The organism is Paraglaciecola sp. IT1134, assembly GCF_058068185.1.
The window spans coordinates 1,035,665-1,052,321 of record NZ_CM176486.1; the positions used below are offsets into that span (position 1 = coordinate 1,035,665).

A 16,657-nucleotide genomic window follows, 5' to 3' on the forward strand; every position below is an offset into this window, starting at 1 on the left:
GCATAATTTCGCTACTTCGCAAGATTATTTTACATTATGGGAGTAAGGACACGTTCATTAATGTAAGTATGCACTCACCTAGCACGCAGCCACTGCTACACATCATCATTAAGTCGTTATTTTGCTCTGGGTGTTAGTCGCAGAATAAAACGGTGGTCTTGAGTATTGCGCTGTCTATGCTGCAAACGTTTGAGTTCAATGCGCTAGGCACTTTCTAAGTCTGGTAAACGATGACTTGTTAGAAGCTATTTTTTCGGGCTAAATATTGCATACCATAGCTATTTATTTGATGTATCTAATTGGGGTTTGGTAAGCGAATTTAATGTCTCGGCAAACGCTATGCCTAGGCGAGTTTGTCCTAGGGTGTTGTAGTGAACGTTATCTGAGTGCTTGGGATAGTCATGCCACGATCTATCAGTCAATGTGCTGATAAGAGCAGTGTTGGGAAGCATATTAGTCACTTCGGCCATTGCCGCCCTGACCATATCTGGGCCGCTGGGGTATCGTCCATAAGTTGAATTAATTTGTCCAATGACGAAAGGCATAGTATTCGCTTCCAGTTCACTTCGGTATCCGTTAATGAGCCTGAGTAAGTTAGCTTTGTAGCTACGTGCGGCCACTTCTTTTGCCGCATCGTTTTCACCTTGCATCCAAAGCACTCCTATTATGTTGTACAGCCTTGCGTCTTGCTCTAAACGCGCCAAATTACTTCGAACATTGGTAAGGTGAAGCGTGTACAGCTGCAGATTTTGTTTAACGCTTCCACGCTCTACGTGCTTAGCCTTTTCGGCTGTCCATTGCGGATTCCATGCACCGTACAGCGACGTTCCACCTTGTACCGTCTTGATCAACAGATACTCTCGATCCGGATATTTTTCGGCAAGGGTTAATCCTACGAATAACTCGGGGCCAAATTTTTTGGCAATGCCATATTTATCCTGATGAAACTTAGATACTTCATACGACAAAGGTTGCGGCTTTCTGCCACCCAAACTGACGTTAACGCGTGACGATACCTTTTGTATGCGTTCGATGACGGATGACGTAAGCTCTTCATAGTTTCCTGCGCCGCCCATATTAGATTGGCCAGCGAGTAACACGACTTGAACGGGAGGTTCTGGAGCTTGAGGTGCCCCCGCAGTTTCAAGTGAAAACGTCACTACTAGCAACAGCCCTAATATTTTCGTCATTCTGTGAGACATCTTTTTTCCTATTAGTTGTTCCGAGTGGCTTTGAATAAAAAGCCTATTTATCATCATAAATGGGAAGATTAATTGATTCCTAACACTTAGGTAAATACCTCAAAAAGGAAGAGATGCACGCTGGGAATGTCTCGGGACTGTTGTCCGAATATTTCGTTACACAGCATACTCTGTTGTATGCCGTGTAACGACATTATGGCGGGGTGGTTTATTTACCTAGCTCCGTTAAGAATTTATCCCACCAGATTAGATAATCGTCGGGACTAATATCAGGCGATAATCCTCTTTCTAGCATGGTTTGATTATAATGCTTGGCGAAAAAATCATCCCAATATTGGATTTCTTTAGGGTCTTCATCAACCATGCCCATGTCACTGGTTTGTGTTTGCCACAAACTAAGTTGATTTCTAAGTCGGATGAGTTGCGTTTTATATGCCGGATCAGTTGCTAAATTATTGACTTCATCTGGGTCGTTAACCGTATCGTAAAGTTCTTCCGGTGGGCGGGAATCCGCCATAAATAAGGCCTGTTGCGGGGTCAGTTTACCTTCAGAATGGAGCTTATTCATCAGAGCCATTACTGGATATTGTAAATTTTTATAAGCATTAAAGTCTGTGTAAGGCTTTTCAGGGTAGAAATTCTTTATGTATTTGAATTGATTATCGCGCACGGCTCTTACCCGATCATCTGTCTCATCGCATCTATCTTTATGAGCATATACATAGTCTCTGGTTTCTTTGTGTGGCCCAAACATCACTTTTCCTTCAATATATTGGGGCACCTTTATTCCTGCCAAGTCCATACTAGTAGGCATTATATCGATGAGGCTCACTAACGTATCGTTGCTTTGATTTGCTGGTATTCCTTTACCCCATACGATAAGTGGTACGCGTAAACCGCCATCATATAACCATTGTTTATCGCGCAGCATGGCTCTGCCATGATCACCAAAAATAAATACTATGCTGTTATCAAGTACACCGGCTTCCTCTAGTTCATCAAATAATCGACCTACTTTTTTATCAACCGTTTGCACGGTTTCCAAATAAAGTGCCCAATCACGCCTTGTGATATCGTGATCTGGATAATAGCTTGGTAATTTAACGTCTTTTGGATTGATGGGATCATCAGGGTCGGCTATAAATGTTCGATGTGTCTCACTATAATTAATTTGGGTAAAAAAGGGTTTATCAGCATATTTTTCTTGGTAGGTTTTCCAGGCTGATTTATCTAAAATTTTAGTGTCAATGGGAGCGTGAGTATAAGCTCCTCCCGAATATTTTACCTCACCGTCTTGGGCATCAAATGCGTTCACCGTAGGTGTGAAATTAAAATCTGTTTTTTGCTTTGGTCCCATTAACAAGCTTACATAACCTGCGTCACGCATATATTCGGATACCATTCTCACATCTTTTGGCAAAGTGTAGTTATCGCTTAAGTGACTTCTATGGTGCTGTGCGCCAATACTAGTGGCATGCATACCGGTAAAAATTGCTGAGCGTGCGGTAGAGCAAACAGCCGCGGTGGCAAAGGCGTTGGTATAGCTAACGCCCTCACTAGCTATTCTATCTAGGTTGGGGGTTTTTACTGCCGGGGTGCCGTTGTAGGCTAAATCTAATGAAATATCTTCCAATACCACCCAGATGATATTCGGTTGCGTAGCCGACGGATGAGTCGACTTCATGTTAGAGGCCCCTTCGGTTGCCGAAGAAGTATTTGAGATCAGTAAAGATAATAGGATAAGAACATATTTAGTTGATTTCACTTGTTGCTGCTCCTGATTCTAAGCGGGTCTGGCGTGCTTCTATGCTTCGCATTATTTGCTCCATTTCGTTTACCTGTTGCGGAAGTTTCTTGGCAAGGTTCGTGTTTTCATGAATATCAGATACTAAGTTGAATAGTTGAGGCGTGTTCATTGTACCGGGATCAATGTTTTTCTTTTTTACGACGAAGCCGGCATTTTTATCTGTAGCTCGTATGTATTTATAGCTTCCGTTTCGCAGTGAGAGGGTATGGGGGGTTTCTTCTATTAGCGTTTTTCTTGCGGGTAAGTTCGGGTTAAACATTGCGGCCAAATAGTTTTCGCTATCAATGGCTTCTTTTTCATCAAGCGTTAAACCGAGTAGGTCGGCGATAGAAGCATAAATATCGATTTGGCTTATTAGTGAATCACTCACCCCTGCGCTGATTTTAGATGGATAATGTACAATGAACGGAACGCGTGTTCCCGCTTCATATGCACTGTATTTACCACCTTTAAAAGGACCATTGGCTTTGTGTTCACCGATTAACGCTAATGCGTCGTCATCGTAGCCATCGGTCAGCACCGCACCGTTATCAGAGGTAAATATAATAAGGGTATTATTTAATAGGTTATTCGCTTTTAAATGTTCAACAACTTGGCCGGTAATCCAATCCATTTGCACAATGGCATCACCACGCACGCCCATAGTCGTCGCGCCTTTAAATCTATCATTCGGTAAGCGAGGAACATGAATGTCATGAAATGAAAAGAATAAGAAAAAGGGGCTGTTTTTGTTATCCGAAATAAAGGTATTGGCCTTTTTAGTGGTTACTGTAGAAAAGTCTTCATCTATCCATTCAGCTGACTTTCCTCCCGCCATCCAGCCTATTCGACTCACACCGTTGATAATGGTTTGACTATGTTGAGTATCTGCTTGCTGACGTAATAAGTCAGGGCGCTCATAGCCTGTCGGTCTGTTACCGATTTTCTTGTCGTAATTAACATAAAGAGGATCATTCTCATCTAGGTTCACGACGTTATGATTTTCCAGATATACGGAAGGCACCCGGTCACCCGTTGCAGGGATTAAAAAGCTGTAGTCAAAACCAATTTCTAAAGGACCGGGTTTAACGTCCGTGTTCCAATCCACCGGGGCCGTATCGGCGCCTAAACCAAGATGCCACTTACCTACGACGCCCGTTGTATAGCCGGCTTTTTTTAATAATTTGGGTAAGGTGGGTTGGTCGGGCGAAATGACCATAGCTGCGTCGCCCTTTAATATTCGTATGTTTTTTCTAAAGGCATGTTCACCTGTTAACAGCGAGTATCTAGAAGGTGTGCAAGTCGCTGCTGAACTATGGGCGTCGGTAAACTTGATCCCATTAGCGGCCAACTTGTCGACATGTGGGGTTGTGACACTTTTTGCGCCATAGGCGCTTACGTCTCCGTAGCCTAGATCATCAACATAAAATATGACGATGTTTGGTTTGGGTACTTCCTCAATGTGTGTCAGGATATCTGCAAATGCGTTTGAGCAAACGCTTAGCACTGCAATGCCAGATAGGATAAAAAATAATTTTTTCATTTCGGTAATTCAATCCAGTTAAGTCACCCGTTTTGATTGTGACCAAGGCGAAACATATTTATTCATTCACATTACCACTACTCTTACTTGGGGTAAATCGTTGTCCTCATTGTTAACCATATTTATTTACATCCTAATTTCTATCAAAATACTTCAATTAACTGATTTAAATTGGTTTTATCTATATTTGGAAATTCGACAATAATAAAATGTTAATTATTTTTGTATTCAAACTGGCAGTATGTGATTTTTTATGTGATATTTGGGGTATCGTTGTCCCTTGTCTGTGAACTAGACTCGCCCGCAATTCGTTAAAGAGGAATTATGAACATAAAACGTATTTTATTGGTTGGTGGCGCATTATTCGCGTCTGTTATGGGGTTATCAAGTTGCTCAAATCCTGATAGAGAAATTACGACTGACACTCAAACGAATGATGTGACGAGTGAAAAGCGCCCAAACGTCGTTATTTTCTATGTCGATGACCTAGGGTATGGCGATATAAGTAGTTATGGTATGACTGCCATAGAAACACCAAATGTGGACGCTTTAGCTGCTGAGGGCATTAAATTTACTGATGCTCATAGTACTGCTGCCACATGCACTCCCTCAAGATATTCAATGTTGACGGGGCAGTATGCCTTTAGAAGCAATGCGGCGATTTTACCCGGCGATGCCCCCCTTATCATTGACCATACTAAGCCAACACTCCCTAAAATGTTTCAGCGAGCCGGTTATACAACGGGCGTAGTAGGTAAGTGGCACCTAGGACTTGGCGATGGTTTTGTTGATTGGAACAAAGATGTTAAGCCGGGGCCCATTGAATTAGGGTTTGATTACAGCTTTTTGATGCCTGCTACGGGCGACCGAGTACCTACCGTATTTCTAGAAAATCATAACGTGGTTAACTTAGACCCCAATGATCCCATAACCGTTAGCTATGAAAAAAGAATTGGGCATAGGCCTGTGGGAACAGAATCTCCAGAGACTCTTAAGCAAACCGCTGATCTGCAACATAGTGCAACCGTTGTGAACGGTATTAGTCGTATCGGCTGGATGGCAGGAGGTAAATCGGCCGAGTGGGTAGATGAAGATATTCCGCTGGTGTTTACAGACAAAGCTATTTCGTTTATTCAGGAAAATAAAGACCAGCCCTTTATGTTGTACTTTCCGTTTCATGATATTCATGTTCCTCGAGTGCCAAACAACATGTTTGCCGGTAAATCCGGTATGGGGCCAAGAGGCGACGCGATTTTACAAATGGATTGGATGACAGGGCGTATTGTTGACGAACTTAAAAAACAGGGTCTATACGACAACACGTTGATAGTATTCTCAAGTGATAATGGCCCAGTAATGGATGACGGCTACAATGACCAAGCCGAAGAGTTGCGGGGCGATCATGATCCTGCTGGTGGATTTAAAGGTGGCAAATACAGTGCTTATGAAGCGGGCACACGTGTTCCTATGATTGTTACTTATCCAAACGGCTTGATTCAAAATGGTGAAAGCGATGCGTTGCTCAGTCATATTGATTTATACGCCTCATTTGCTGAGTTAATTGGCGCGAAGTTAGAAAAAGGCGCAGCATTTGACAGTGTCAACGTACTACCGGCGTTACTGGACAGCCGTGCAAGTGCGCGAAAGGAAATGCTCGAGGAGTCCTTTACCTTGGCACTTAGAAACGGTGATTGGAAATACATAGAGCCGTTTAATGGCCAAACACCTGATTGGTTAGTGAACAAAACAGCTATAGCTAATGGTCTGCAAACGTCAGCGCAACTTTTTGATTTATCGAAGGACAAATTTGAACAAAATAATGTAGCCGAGCAATATCCCGAATTGGTGGCTAAATTTCAAGCTCGTTTAAATGCAATCAAAAAGTAATAGAAGACTTAAGCGTACTGGTCTTTGTAATATCTGAAAATCAGCATTTGGATTCGTTACAATGCTTTCACTAGAAGTTCATTGTCGGCACCAAGTGCTGAGATTCGCACTGCTATATTTAAGGTGAAATATTCTATTATCGGTGATGTATAGACAGATGGAACCCTACAAAATAAAAGAAGGTTACACGATCATTTTTAAAAGCAATATTTCCCTGTAGTATCGGCTCTTTAATTTCCCTGACAGTAAAGCGGATAGGTGTAAAGCTATTTGCAATAATGCGTTAGAGAGCGTTTAGGTTCTAGCTAAACAAGACGAATAATTTTGACAAGGATATAAGCAGTTGAACGTGACGACGTGGCATGCAGTACGTACAAAAAAGGTAAAATTTTACGCTTTATTGTTTTCTTTTATGTGGGCTGCACTTTTCAGCGGCTACAGCGCTGCGGCGGATACACGTATTGGCTCTGTTGCTTCGAAAATTGAAGCGCCACATTACGTTGGCGCTCAAGCCTGCCAAAGTTGCCATGAAAGTGAATATGAGCAGTGGCAACAGTCCGATCATTTCAAAGCCATGCAAGAGGCGACCAAAGACAGTGTTTTAGGCGACTTCAAAGATACTGACGTTGAGTTTCACAATATAAAAACGCGCTTTTTTGTCGAAAATGGTCATTACAAAATCACCACCACCAACAAACAAAACAAAGTTGAAAGCTTTGATGTGCCTTACACGTTTGGTTTTTATCCTTTGCAGCAATACTTAGTCGATGTCGGTGAGGGAAAACTGCAAGCGTTTAATATTGCCTGGGACAGTCGTAGCGAAGAAGAGGGCGGTCAGCGCTGGTTTCATTTACAACCGATTGAAAAAATCACCCCAGAGCACCCATTTTTTTGGCAGCGTCATTTTCAAAACTGGAATAGCCGTTGTGCCGATTGCCATACCACAGATTTAAAACGTAATTTTGAACCGAAAACCAATGTATTCAACACCCAATTTAGTGAAGTGAATGTGGCCTGCGAGAGTTGCCACGGCCCCGCAGGGCAGCATATTGAGCTGGCAAAAAGCGATACCTTAACGCCAGAGCGATCGGGGTTTACTCAGGTACTGCCAGCAGTCAAAAATTTTGCCTTTAGTGTGGGCAATCCTATCGCCCATGCCGATGGCAAACCGAATAACAGTGAAATTAACGTCTGTGCTCGCTGTCACTCCTTACGCACACCGCTGAGTCATCCATTTTCTGATGCAGACGCCAAGCGCGCTTCCCACAACCAGAATTATCAAGACAGCCATGATAAAAACGCTGATCATCCGAGCGCTTTGGCTCAAAACGCCAAGCCGCCTCAGCAAAGCTTTGTGGATGACAACCGACTCGAGTGGATCCGCGGCCCGTTTTATCATGCCAACGGCAGCATCAATGAAGAGGTGTTTGTGGCAGGCTCGTTTATGCAAAGCAAGATGCAACATGCCGGCGTAACGTGCTCAAATTGCCATAACGCTCACACAGGGAAAGTGAAAATACAGGGCAACGGCCTGTGCTTGCAATGCCATCAGGCTGAAACCTTTAACAGCCCAAAGCATCATCACCATACCCCGCAAACAGACGGAGCGATGTGCGTGAACTGTCACATGCCTGAAAAAACCTATATGGGCGTAGATGACAGACGGGATCATAGTTTTTTAATTCCTGATCTGAGCTTTAACAACGCAGCAAGTGAGCCGCAAACCTGTTTGGCCTGCCATGACAAAGACGACAAGCATTGGCGAGAAGCCAGTCAAAAAGTATGGGGCAGTAATAGCAAGCACAACGCATGGCAAACTGCTCGTCAACATGTGCAAAATGTTGCACCCCAGGGGTTGGATGAAGCCATAGCGTTTATTCAAAACCCGGATAACAGCCGCTTACGCCAAGCGTCTTTATTGGCTGACTTGAGTCAATATCGCTCCCAGCAAGGGGTAGATATTGCTCTTGAGAGACTTGAAAGTGAAAACACCTTATTGCGCCGAGCAGCCGTTGAGTCTCTTGAAATCCTCAGCCCACAAGCACGTTGGCAGGTGTTGAGTGCAAAACTGAATGAGCCCAGCAAGTCGGTACGTTTCGAAATGGCCAGGTTATTAGTGGATAGCGTGGGGCAGTTGTCACGCGCTGATAAAGCTAAACTGATGCCACTTCTAAATGAATATCGTGACATGCTTGAGCTGAACGCTGATTCCCCTATCACTCAACTGGCCATCGGTCACTTGCATACCAACCTTGGTGATATGGCTTCGGCGGAGCAGGCTTACCAAACCGCTTACAAAATCGAACCCAGTTATATACCGGTGTTAATTCAGATTTCTGAGTTTTACCGCCAGCAAGGTCAAGATGAAAAAGGCGCGGGGTATTTAACGAAGGCACTAAACGTTGAGCCTAACAATGCCCAAGCCAACCATGCACTAGGCTTATTTAAAATTCGCCAGAAACAGTACGGGCAAGCCTTGGCGAACTTAAAAATATCGGCACACAGCGATGAAGCATTGCCGTCTTTTGCTTATATTTATGCGGTTGCCCTTGATCATCAAAGCCACACCAATGTGGCCATCAGTGAATTGGAAAAGGCACATCAGCGCTGGCCAGATGATGCGGATGTGCTAAGTGCACTCATCAGCTATTTAAACAAAACGGGCCAAACGGAAAAAGCGCAGCAATACCAATCTAAGCTGCAAGCGTTGCAACAATAGGGTCAAAGTTGAGCAGAGACGAAGGGATTGATTTATTGTCTTTTAGCGATGCTTTTGACCTCTTTTCGCTTTGCGAGGACAATGGCAAATCACCCCCTAAAATAACGAAGTGGTCATAGTACTAAAAAATATTAGTCAATCTGATGCTAAAACAAATTCGTGTTCTTCTCATTAACACTAAGAAAGCGCACCGTAAGATTATCAACTTTACTCTGTCACAAAAGTCTGTCACATTTGTATTATACGAACTCAACAGTATGGGTTCTGTGGGCTGTAGCGGTGTGGAGGGGATTCTCTCTCCGCCAAATAAAAAAAGCCCCGCTGTTTTTCAGCGGGGCTTTTTTTATTTGCTCAGCGAAGCTGGCAAACCCAACAGACTGAAAGAAGCCTTGATTTTCATCCCTGAATCACGCGGAACCGAGTCATTCTGTTTTAATCTGCGGTGCGATGGGAGCAATGAGTCGAGGGAAAGCAAAACCACGGCTGCGCTGTTTCAAAAAAATGCCAGAGATACACTCCGCAAAAAATTTCATCTAGCCGACTTTATATTCCTAGTTATTTTCCACAGATGCTTATATTACGTGCTCTGTGGAGGCATTGTTGTTATGTTGGCTGTCTTTATAATTGTCTTTGTAATTTCAAGTCAATAGACTGACAGACCTCGCTGGAGCGGGGTCTGTCGTGGTGAGGCTTGTTATCAGACCTGGCGACGACGGCTAAATCCTAACCCCATGAGTCCAAGCCCTAATAGTACCAACGTAGTCGGTTCGGAAACAGTCACCGCATCACCGCCACTACCGCTGAAGCCTTTGCTGCCAAAGTCGTTGCGGCCGGTGTTGTTGTCAAAGGCAGAGCAATCATTGGAGATGGTGTTGGTATCCATAGTCACCGCAGCATTCAGCGCGATGGCCCTGCCGCACAGGATCGATGCAGATGTGTTCAGGGTAACACTCAAATCCGCGATAATGTTTCCTGCAAACACAGTGCTGCTGCCTAGCGTAGCGGAACTACCTACCTGCCAATACACGCCGTAATCTGAGTTACCCGCTCCATTTATCAGATTGACACTGGAAGCACTTGCTGTTGTGAGTGTGCTACCGATCTGAAACACCCAGAGTGCGTCGGCCTTATTTTGGGCATCTAGAAAGAGCTCTCCGGTCAATTGTGCCATTGAGGAAAATGAATAGACCCCTGGGGTCAGCGCATTTGAACTGTCGTAATCGCCCAGATCAATGCCACTCAAGTCGCTGGTGGCAGACAGACCTGAAAGCGCATTATATGCTTTGAGGGCGTCAATCTTAGCCTGCTGGGCGGCGCCGTCCGTTAGGTGCTCTGCTCCAGTTAGTGTGACGCTCTCTCCGCCGGTGTAGGAAGTGCCCGGGTAAAGACCCAGATCACCCCAGAGGGTGGTCGAACCGGTATTGGTTACCGTCGAGTCACCTAAAACGGCAAAGTTCTCTGCCGAACCCAGAATGGGCGCTGCCATTACCGGAGAGGCGACGCAAAACATACCCATTACCGCCAATGCCGCCGCCGACGACTTTATCCGCCCGCTGTCATTACTTCTTGTCAGCATAGTAGTAAGAAGGTGTGCTGTTAACTCTATGGTTTGACTGCAATATTCGTTAATTTTTTTCATTTTTATTCCACTAATTATCACTGCACAAAAATATTGTGCTGTGATTGGTTGGCAACAAAAGACATTCTTTTGCCGAAAGATTAGGCTCTCTTATGCGGACTTAACGGACGATGCTGAGCACGGTGGCGGAGACAAAGGCATTAAGGTTTAACGTAAGTATATGACTAACCTAATTGCATTTTTTATGACCAGCTGTAAAGCTTTCTACTATCTCGCTCAATGCATAATTTAAGCCATAAAATATAACTAACTGTTTATGTTGAAAAATATTTAATTTAATCTAAATTTTAATGGGAGTAGAAAGCGGTGGTGTAAAAAAAACTGACATTTCAATGTTCATGAGTCGGTTACCAGATTCATTATAGGATAAAACCAATATTTCAAGCATAACCTGGGTTCCAAGTTAGATATTGCTTACTGATATTGCAATTAAGCGTTGACTTGATCGCAAACGCCGCCGTTTCCGTACTGATAATTATGCTTAGGCTAAACAAAACGAAGACAGTAAAGTGCAGCATCTAACTAAATACGAACTGGCCAATATGGCAGCCCAATACCGGGCACAATTGATTAACAGCTTATCGGGATCCACAATAGTGCTGGCCAAACCAACTTTGCTATATTCAGCTCAGTTGCCCACCTTGGAGCGAATTTATAATACATATATGGAGGGCCCACTCCCGTTAAGGCAATGTTAAACTGAGCCACCTGCATGAGGCTTTTTTGTTTGCCCTGCGAAGCTGGCAAACCCGTCCACTTGAAAAATAGTGGAGCCACCCTGACTAAGGGAAAGGGTGGCAAGGGCGCCACTGATTAACGGTGGGGTGTTGTATGCCATAGGAAGTTGGCAATACACAGCGAAAGCGAACCTGTTGCGACAGTGTCGGTGGGTTAGCGTGCAAAACAGCGCGATACCCGATACCCAATCAGACCAACATTGTGTTTGAGGGTGGGATGGCCAACAGGGAGTCATTACAAGGTTACCACAACAGTAACTGGGGAAGCCTGGTATTGTTTCCAGTGCGACTGGAATTCTATATTCAAGAAGTGATTTAAGATATAGATTGGTGTGAATTGGCAGATGAGCCGTATACGAGATCCGAACGTACGGCTCTGTGAGAGGGATGAGGCAGTAACGCCTCACTCTACTCGATATTTCCCGAGACGGGAGAACTTGATTTGAACTCTGTAGTTCGACAAAAGTTTCGGGAAAACTTTTGAACATGCGTAGCATGGCTTACGAAATAGGCGAGGGCATGGATAGCCCAAGTACTAAATGTCTGGAACATTTAGCACCGCCGAAGGCGCCCGCAGGGGCATGCACATGTATGCGCTTGAGTGAATCTCTCTCGGGGCATGGCAATCAGCTGTGTCCAATTAGTGCACCAAATCAGCGGGGCTTTTTTATTTCTCTGTATCGTCCTGTTAATCACTGACTCTTGGTATCACACCACTGTTTGGGGTCTAACAAATAACACTGTTTAAATTGTTCGTATAGTTGAGGATGTTGGCGCTCCAGCTGATGTGGTTTCTCAAAAAATGTTTCAGACACTACGGCAAAAAATTCGGCAGGGGAGGTCGCGCCATAGCTGTCAACTACATCGTCAACGCCATCCGCCAGCTTCTGTTGTTGCACGCTAAACTCGGCACCTAATACCTCTGACCACTGTTTATATTGCTCTGCAGTAGGTAATAAGGGCAGACCATCCATTGCCGCATTTTCTTCATCTAATTTATGGGCAAATTCATGCATCACCACATTGTGACCATCACGACTGTCTCTTGCCCCTTGGAGTACGTGATCCCAAGCCAGTACTATTGGACCTCGTTGCCAGGACTCTCCCGCCCTGGCAGTGGTACCGGTAATTTGTAACATGCCTTCCATTCGAGTACTGCTGGCCACATAGGTATCGGGATATACCAATATGCTGCGAAAACCAGGATAATAATTGCCAGGGCGGTTAAGGATCAACAAACAAGCCTGAGCGGCAATTAATATTCTGATTGTGTCGGTTATTTCGAGGCCATTTCGACCAATGATGTCCTTTTCATTTAAAAATACCTGAATATGGCCAGCTAACTTAAGTTGTAACTCATTGGGTAAACGCAAATACAACGGAAATTCAGTTTGCAATATACCCAAGTACTCGGGCGCTAATGGCTGCGCCCTTAATTGACAGCGTTTTAATTCACGCTGTTTTGCCTTGCGTTTATCCAGGTAAAACCAAGTCACCCAGACCAAAATGGGTAAACTCAGTAAAAAATATATCAGGCTTTGGCGCATAGAGGTTCTGGCGGTAATTTAAGGTCAGGCACTAGCTTATCAAGTTATGATATTGGGGGCTTGAAGAAGTTAATTTTATATACGAATGTTCGCGTTACGCAGCGTGCTTGAGTTACAGAAGTTAAATCTACGATTATTTTGGCTGGATGATTACACGACGTGCTTTGTAGGGGCACCGTTCTTAACGCGGCTGTCTTTGACTTGGTATTGCGGGGGTATCATCAGGTAAATAATTTTCTGAAAAGATCGAGGTCGGAGCTAAAGGGTACGGCTCTATCTAGTCGCTCGTTCAAATATTCTTTGAGTATTTTTAGGTTAGTGATGTCATTAACCATTGCCAGGCAGTCTTCTGAAATTTCTTGCCGTTCAGTAATCATAGACTTAATATTTTGTGCGGTGGCTTTTTTACTACGCCCCGATAATTGTTGCCACACCATGCCTTCTGGTGTGATCGGTGATGACATTTGATAGTGTTCACGTTCCAATAACTTTGCACGTTGGTGCAGTAACTTTTCTATGGCTCGCAGCGTAGAATCATCAAAACTGAAGTCGGTGTCGTCGCAATGTTGTTGATACATTAATAATAAGGCAAAGGCATCGTTGGCTTTGCGTGCTGCTGATAGTTGTTGCATCAGTTCATGTTTTTCGGCTTTTTTCTCATTATCGATTTCTTTATCAGGATGGAACTTGGCGGCTAAACGTTTATAAATTTTGTTCAGTTCGCTGCGTTTAAACAGCTTATCCAGTGCTAGCTGTTCACGTTTGCTATGGCCAGTCGGGTCGGCGTGAGCAAAGGGCTCATCCTGCCCATCATAGCCCTCACTGTCTTGGTCAACAAACATCAACTCTTCATCTTCCAACTGTTGATGCATGCGGTCGACGTATTGTTGCAACTCACCGGGATCTTTGGCAACTTTGCTGAGTTCCTCGTCGGTAAGTTTCAGATCGCCACCAAACAAATCTTCTAACATCAGCGCTAGCTGTTGCAGGTTTTCTGCATTTTCTTCAAAGGGATTTCTGTCAGTTAATATTAATAATTGTTGTTGCAACGTGTCTCGCAAGTTTTCTATATCAATATTTTTGGCAAAGGGATTGGATTCAATAAAATTCAGTTCTTGATTGATCCAATCCAATAGCTCCTCGCGGTGCATTTCACTCAAAGATTTACGTGATACAAAAGGTAGCAAAGTGGTGATTAAGGCTTGTACCTGAGTACACATCTCTTGCTCGTAGGGCAGTACCTGCGACTGAAACTCTTGATATAGCTGCGTTAATTTGTTCTTCTTGGTGTTGTTCTTTTTATGGCTCTTTTCAATTTTTAGCCAAAGTTTTTTGATTGAAGTAACAAGTGTTGAGTCGCCAGGGTTGTCTGTTTGTTTGGTTGTTACTAAATGTATAGCCAAAATGCTCCCACCTTTTTAAGAGTAAATAGAAGTGATAATAGTGCGAATAAAAGGTGGCAATGGCAGCTTAGCTGCCTCTTCAAGATGATATTGCCAAGTGTTTTGATATAGTGATTTTACCATCTGAACCTTCTGCTTGGAAGCCAATTGCCCCCGCAGATTCTGCCCCCCAAAGATTCTTAGGCTAGTCCGCCTGCACATCAACCACGATGCGGCCGCGCACTTTACCTGCTAATAGCTGGCTTGCGGTTGCTACTACTGTGTCTAGTTTGATTTCCTTGGCGATGTTGTCAAACACACTTGGCTCAATGATCTCGCCCAAGCGTTGCCATGCTTCTTTTCTGTCGGCAATGGGCCGCATAACACTGTCGATGCCCGCTAGGGTCACACCGCGTAAAATAAAGGGCGCAACCGTTGCAGGGAAATCCATACCCTGGGCTAAACCGCAGGTGGCTACTGTACCGCCATATTTTGTGCTGGCACACACATTGACCAAGGTGTGGCTACCAACAGAATCGATTGCCCCAGCCCAGCGCTCTTTGGCTAATGGTTTGCCGGGCTTTGATAACGTATCCCGGTGAATGACTTCACTGGCACCGAGTGATTGCAAGTAGCTGGCTTCTTCTATTCGTCCGGTTGAGGCAACCACGGTGTAACCCAGTTTAGCGAGTATCGAAATCGCAAAACTGCCAACACCGCCATTGGCGCCCGTAACCAGAATTTCGCCTTTGTCAGGCGTGACGCCGTTTTTCTCAAGTGCGATCACGCATAACATAGCCGTATAACCAGCGGTACCGATGATCATAGATTGTTTTGGCGTGAACGCCGTGGGCAAAGGGATGAGCCAATCACTTTTTAAGCGTGCTTTTTGGGCTAATCCGCCGCAGTGGGTTTCACCTACGCCAAATCCATTTTGGATCACCACATCGCCAATGTGGAACTGACTGCTCTGGCTTTGCTCGACTATGCCTACTAAATCGATCCCTGGGATCATAGGAAACGCGCGAACAACTGGGGCTGTACCGGTTATGGCAAGGCCATCTTTGTAATTCAGCGTACTGTATAAGACGTTTACGGTGACATCGCCCTCAGGCAGAATGTTATCGTTAATGTCTTGCAGCGCAGCGTGATACCCTTGCTCGTCTTTATTAATTAAAATGCCTTTGAACATATCCTCTCCAATTTAGACCGGTCGTCTATTATTAGTTAAAAAATTTTTACTTAGGTAACGTTTGTAAAAAATATTGAATAAAAAGCCGCAATGGCTGGGCGTTTTGAACTAGCTTGGCGCGGCTGACTGCGCCTTCCCAACTGATCCAGAATAACTCGGCTAATTGTCTGCAATCTGCACTGCGTGCCACCTCAGCGCATTCTTGTGCCTCGATTAAGCAGCTTTCGACTCGTTGTTGCCAGCCTACAAATATTGCCGTTAACTGACCACGAAAACCTGATGGCAGCGCATCGACTTCCTGGCCTAAATTACCCACTAAACAGCCACGCTTAAAATCATGTCGTGTCATGCCCTGTCCGGCGTCATCTACAAAGTGCTGGAGTCGCTGAAGAGGGGAGTAGTCAGTATTTAAAAGATGCATATCTAATTTGGCAGAAAAATACGCATCGTAATGAGCAATAACGGTTTCGCCGAAAGCTTCTTTACTGGCAAAGTAATGATAAAAGGAGCCTTTAGGCACACCGACTTTTTTTAAAATTGGCTCGATCCCCGATGAAGCAAAACCGAACTCCGTCAGGTGCTCTAAGCCGCTGCGGATAAGCTCAGCTTTGGTATCGTAGTTTTCGCGAGCCACTTTGGGCGGGCGTCCACGTCTTGGTTTTGTCGCTAAGGTCGTCATGTGATTATATTAGACCGGTCGTCTAGCAAATTGCAATGGTTATTTTTTATGCACCTGATAAATTGCAAAAATCCCACCTTATGCGGCGCGATAAACGCTATATTAAACTAACTAAATGTGATCACCGTTTTACCGCTCTTGATGCTGGGGTGTGCGTCATTGAATGTCGCAGCACTAAAACCGCTAAAGATTTGGGTTGACTTGCTTTTACTGTTTCACAGACCCAGTTGAGCCGTGATTTATGCTCGAACCCTGTTGTAAAATCCGTGCGGTAATAAAGTTGTGTTCTTTTGAGTCTTAAATTTTTAAGCTGGTTGTTTCGATGAATTTACTTGAGTAGCTGA

At 44.4% G+C, this 16,657-nt stretch carries 11 protein-coding genes; 3 read left to right on the forward strand and 8 right to left on the reverse strand.

Annotation, left to right across the window (positions count from 1 at the left end; translation table 11 throughout):
- Nucleotides 1-278: 278 nt before the first annotated feature.
- From AC3RV5_RS04470 to AC3RV5_RS04480, 3 genes are all read right to left on the reverse strand, one after another.
- Nucleotides 279-1,202 (reverse strand): sialate O-acetylesterase, encoded by a 924-nt coding sequence (locus AC3RV5_RS04470; RefSeq protein ID WP_489730768.1) that lies wholly within the window; start codon nt 1,200-1,202, stop codon nt 279-281.
- Between the two features lie 208 nt (nt 1,203-1,410).
- A complete protein-coding gene (locus AC3RV5_RS04475; protein WP_489730769.1) occupies nt 1,411-2,967 on the reverse strand; it encodes a sulfatase family protein in 1,557 nt (518 codons plus the stop codon).
- Nucleotides 2,954-4,531, reverse strand: a complete 1,578-nt coding sequence (locus tag AC3RV5_RS04480) for a sulfatase family protein (RefSeq protein WP_489730770.1) — start codon at nt 4,529-4,531, stop codon at nt 2,954-2,956. Before AC3RV5_RS04480 ends, AC3RV5_RS04475 begins: the two co-directional genes overlap by 14 nt.
- A gap of 324 nt (nt 4,532-4,855) precedes the next feature.
- Here AC3RV5_RS04480 and AC3RV5_RS04485 point away from each other — a divergent pair, with 324 nt between their 5' ends.
- The 3 genes from AC3RV5_RS04485 (at nt 4,856) to AC3RV5_RS04495 (ending at nt 9,787) form a co-directional block, all read left to right on the forward strand.
- Nucleotides 4,856-6,418 (forward strand): sulfatase family protein, encoded by a 1,563-nt coding sequence (locus AC3RV5_RS04485; protein ID WP_489730771.1) that lies wholly within the window; start codon nt 4,856-4,858, stop codon nt 6,416-6,418.
- Between the two features lie 412 nt (nt 6,419-6,830).
- Nucleotides 6,831-9,137 carry a multiheme c-type cytochrome gene (locus AC3RV5_RS04490; protein WP_489732095.1) on the forward strand — a complete coding sequence of 769 codons (2,307 nt, stop codon included), beginning with the start codon at nt 6,831-6,833 and terminating at the stop codon, nt 9,135-9,137.
- Nucleotides 9,138-9,280: 143 nt separating this feature from the next.
- A complete protein-coding gene (locus AC3RV5_RS04495) occupies nt 9,281-9,787 on the forward strand; it encodes a hypothetical protein (protein ID WP_489730772.1) in 507 nt (168 codons plus the stop codon).
- A 47-nt stretch (nt 9,788-9,834) separates the two neighbouring features.
- Here AC3RV5_RS04495 and AC3RV5_RS04500 read toward each other — a convergent pair whose 3' ends face one another.
- The 5 genes from AC3RV5_RS04500 to acuR all read right to left on the reverse strand — a co-directional run bounded on the left by AC3RV5_RS04500 (nt 9,835) and on the right by acuR (nt 16,313).
- Nucleotides 9,835-10,797 (reverse strand): ice-binding family protein, encoded by a 963-nt coding sequence (locus AC3RV5_RS04500; protein ID WP_489730773.1) that lies wholly within the window; start codon nt 10,795-10,797, stop codon nt 9,835-9,837.
- Nucleotides 10,798-12,205: 1,408 nt separating this feature from the next.
- On the reverse strand, nt 12,206-13,060 hold the full coding sequence (locus AC3RV5_RS04505) for a M90 family metallopeptidase (RefSeq protein ID WP_489730774.1): 855 nt from the start codon (nt 13,058-13,060) through the stop codon (nt 12,206-12,208).
- 221 nt (nt 13,061-13,281) lie between these two features.
- Nucleotides 13,282-14,463 (reverse strand): J domain-containing protein, encoded by a 1,182-nt coding sequence (locus AC3RV5_RS04510; RefSeq protein ID WP_489730775.1) that lies wholly within the window; start codon nt 14,461-14,463, stop codon nt 13,282-13,284.
- Nucleotides 14,464-14,647: 184 nt separating this feature from the next.
- The gene (gene acuI / locus AC3RV5_RS04515) at nt 14,648-15,634 is read right to left on the reverse strand and encodes an acrylyl-CoA reductase (NADPH) (protein ID WP_489730776.1); all 987 of its coding nucleotides are present in this window, start codon (nt 15,632-15,634) and stop codon (nt 14,648-14,650) included.
- A gap of 46 nt (nt 15,635-15,680) precedes the next feature.
- Entirely contained in the window at nt 15,681-16,313 is a 633-nt protein-coding gene (gene acuR / locus AC3RV5_RS04520; RefSeq protein ID WP_489730777.1) for an acrylate utilization transcriptional regulator AcuR, read from the reverse strand.
- Nucleotides 16,314-16,657: the final 344 nt, after the last annotated feature.

Coding starts and splice junctions, on each gene's coding strand:
- AC3RV5_RS04470 (WP_489730768.1), bottom strand. CDS start 1,202: ATGTCTCACAGAATGACGAAAATATTAGGGCTGTTGCTAGTAGTGACG.
- AC3RV5_RS04480 (WP_489730770.1), bottom strand. CDS start 4,531: ATGAAAAAATTATTTTTTATCCTATCTGGCATTGCAGTGCTAAGCGTT.
- AC3RV5_RS04485 (WP_489730771.1), top strand. CDS start 4,856: ATGAACATAAAACGTATTTTATTGGTTGGTGGCGCATTATTCGCGTCT.
- AC3RV5_RS04490 (WP_489732095.1), top strand. CDS start 6,831: ATGTGGGCTGCACTTTTCAGCGGCTACAGCGCTGCGGCGGATACACGT.
- AC3RV5_RS04495 (WP_489730772.1), top strand. CDS start 9,281: ATGCTAAAACAAATTCGTGTTCTTCTCATTAACACTAAGAAAGCGCAC.
- AC3RV5_RS04505 (WP_489730774.1), bottom strand. CDS start 13,060: ATGCGCCAAAGCCTGATATATTTTTTACTGAGTTTACCCATTTTGGTC.
- acuI (WP_489730776.1), bottom strand. CDS start 15,634: ATGTTCAAAGGCATTTTAATTAATAAAGACGAGCAAGGGTATCACGCT.
- acuR (WP_489730777.1), bottom strand. CDS start 16,313: ATGACGACCTTAGCGACAAAACCAAGACGTGGACGCCCGCCCAAAGTG.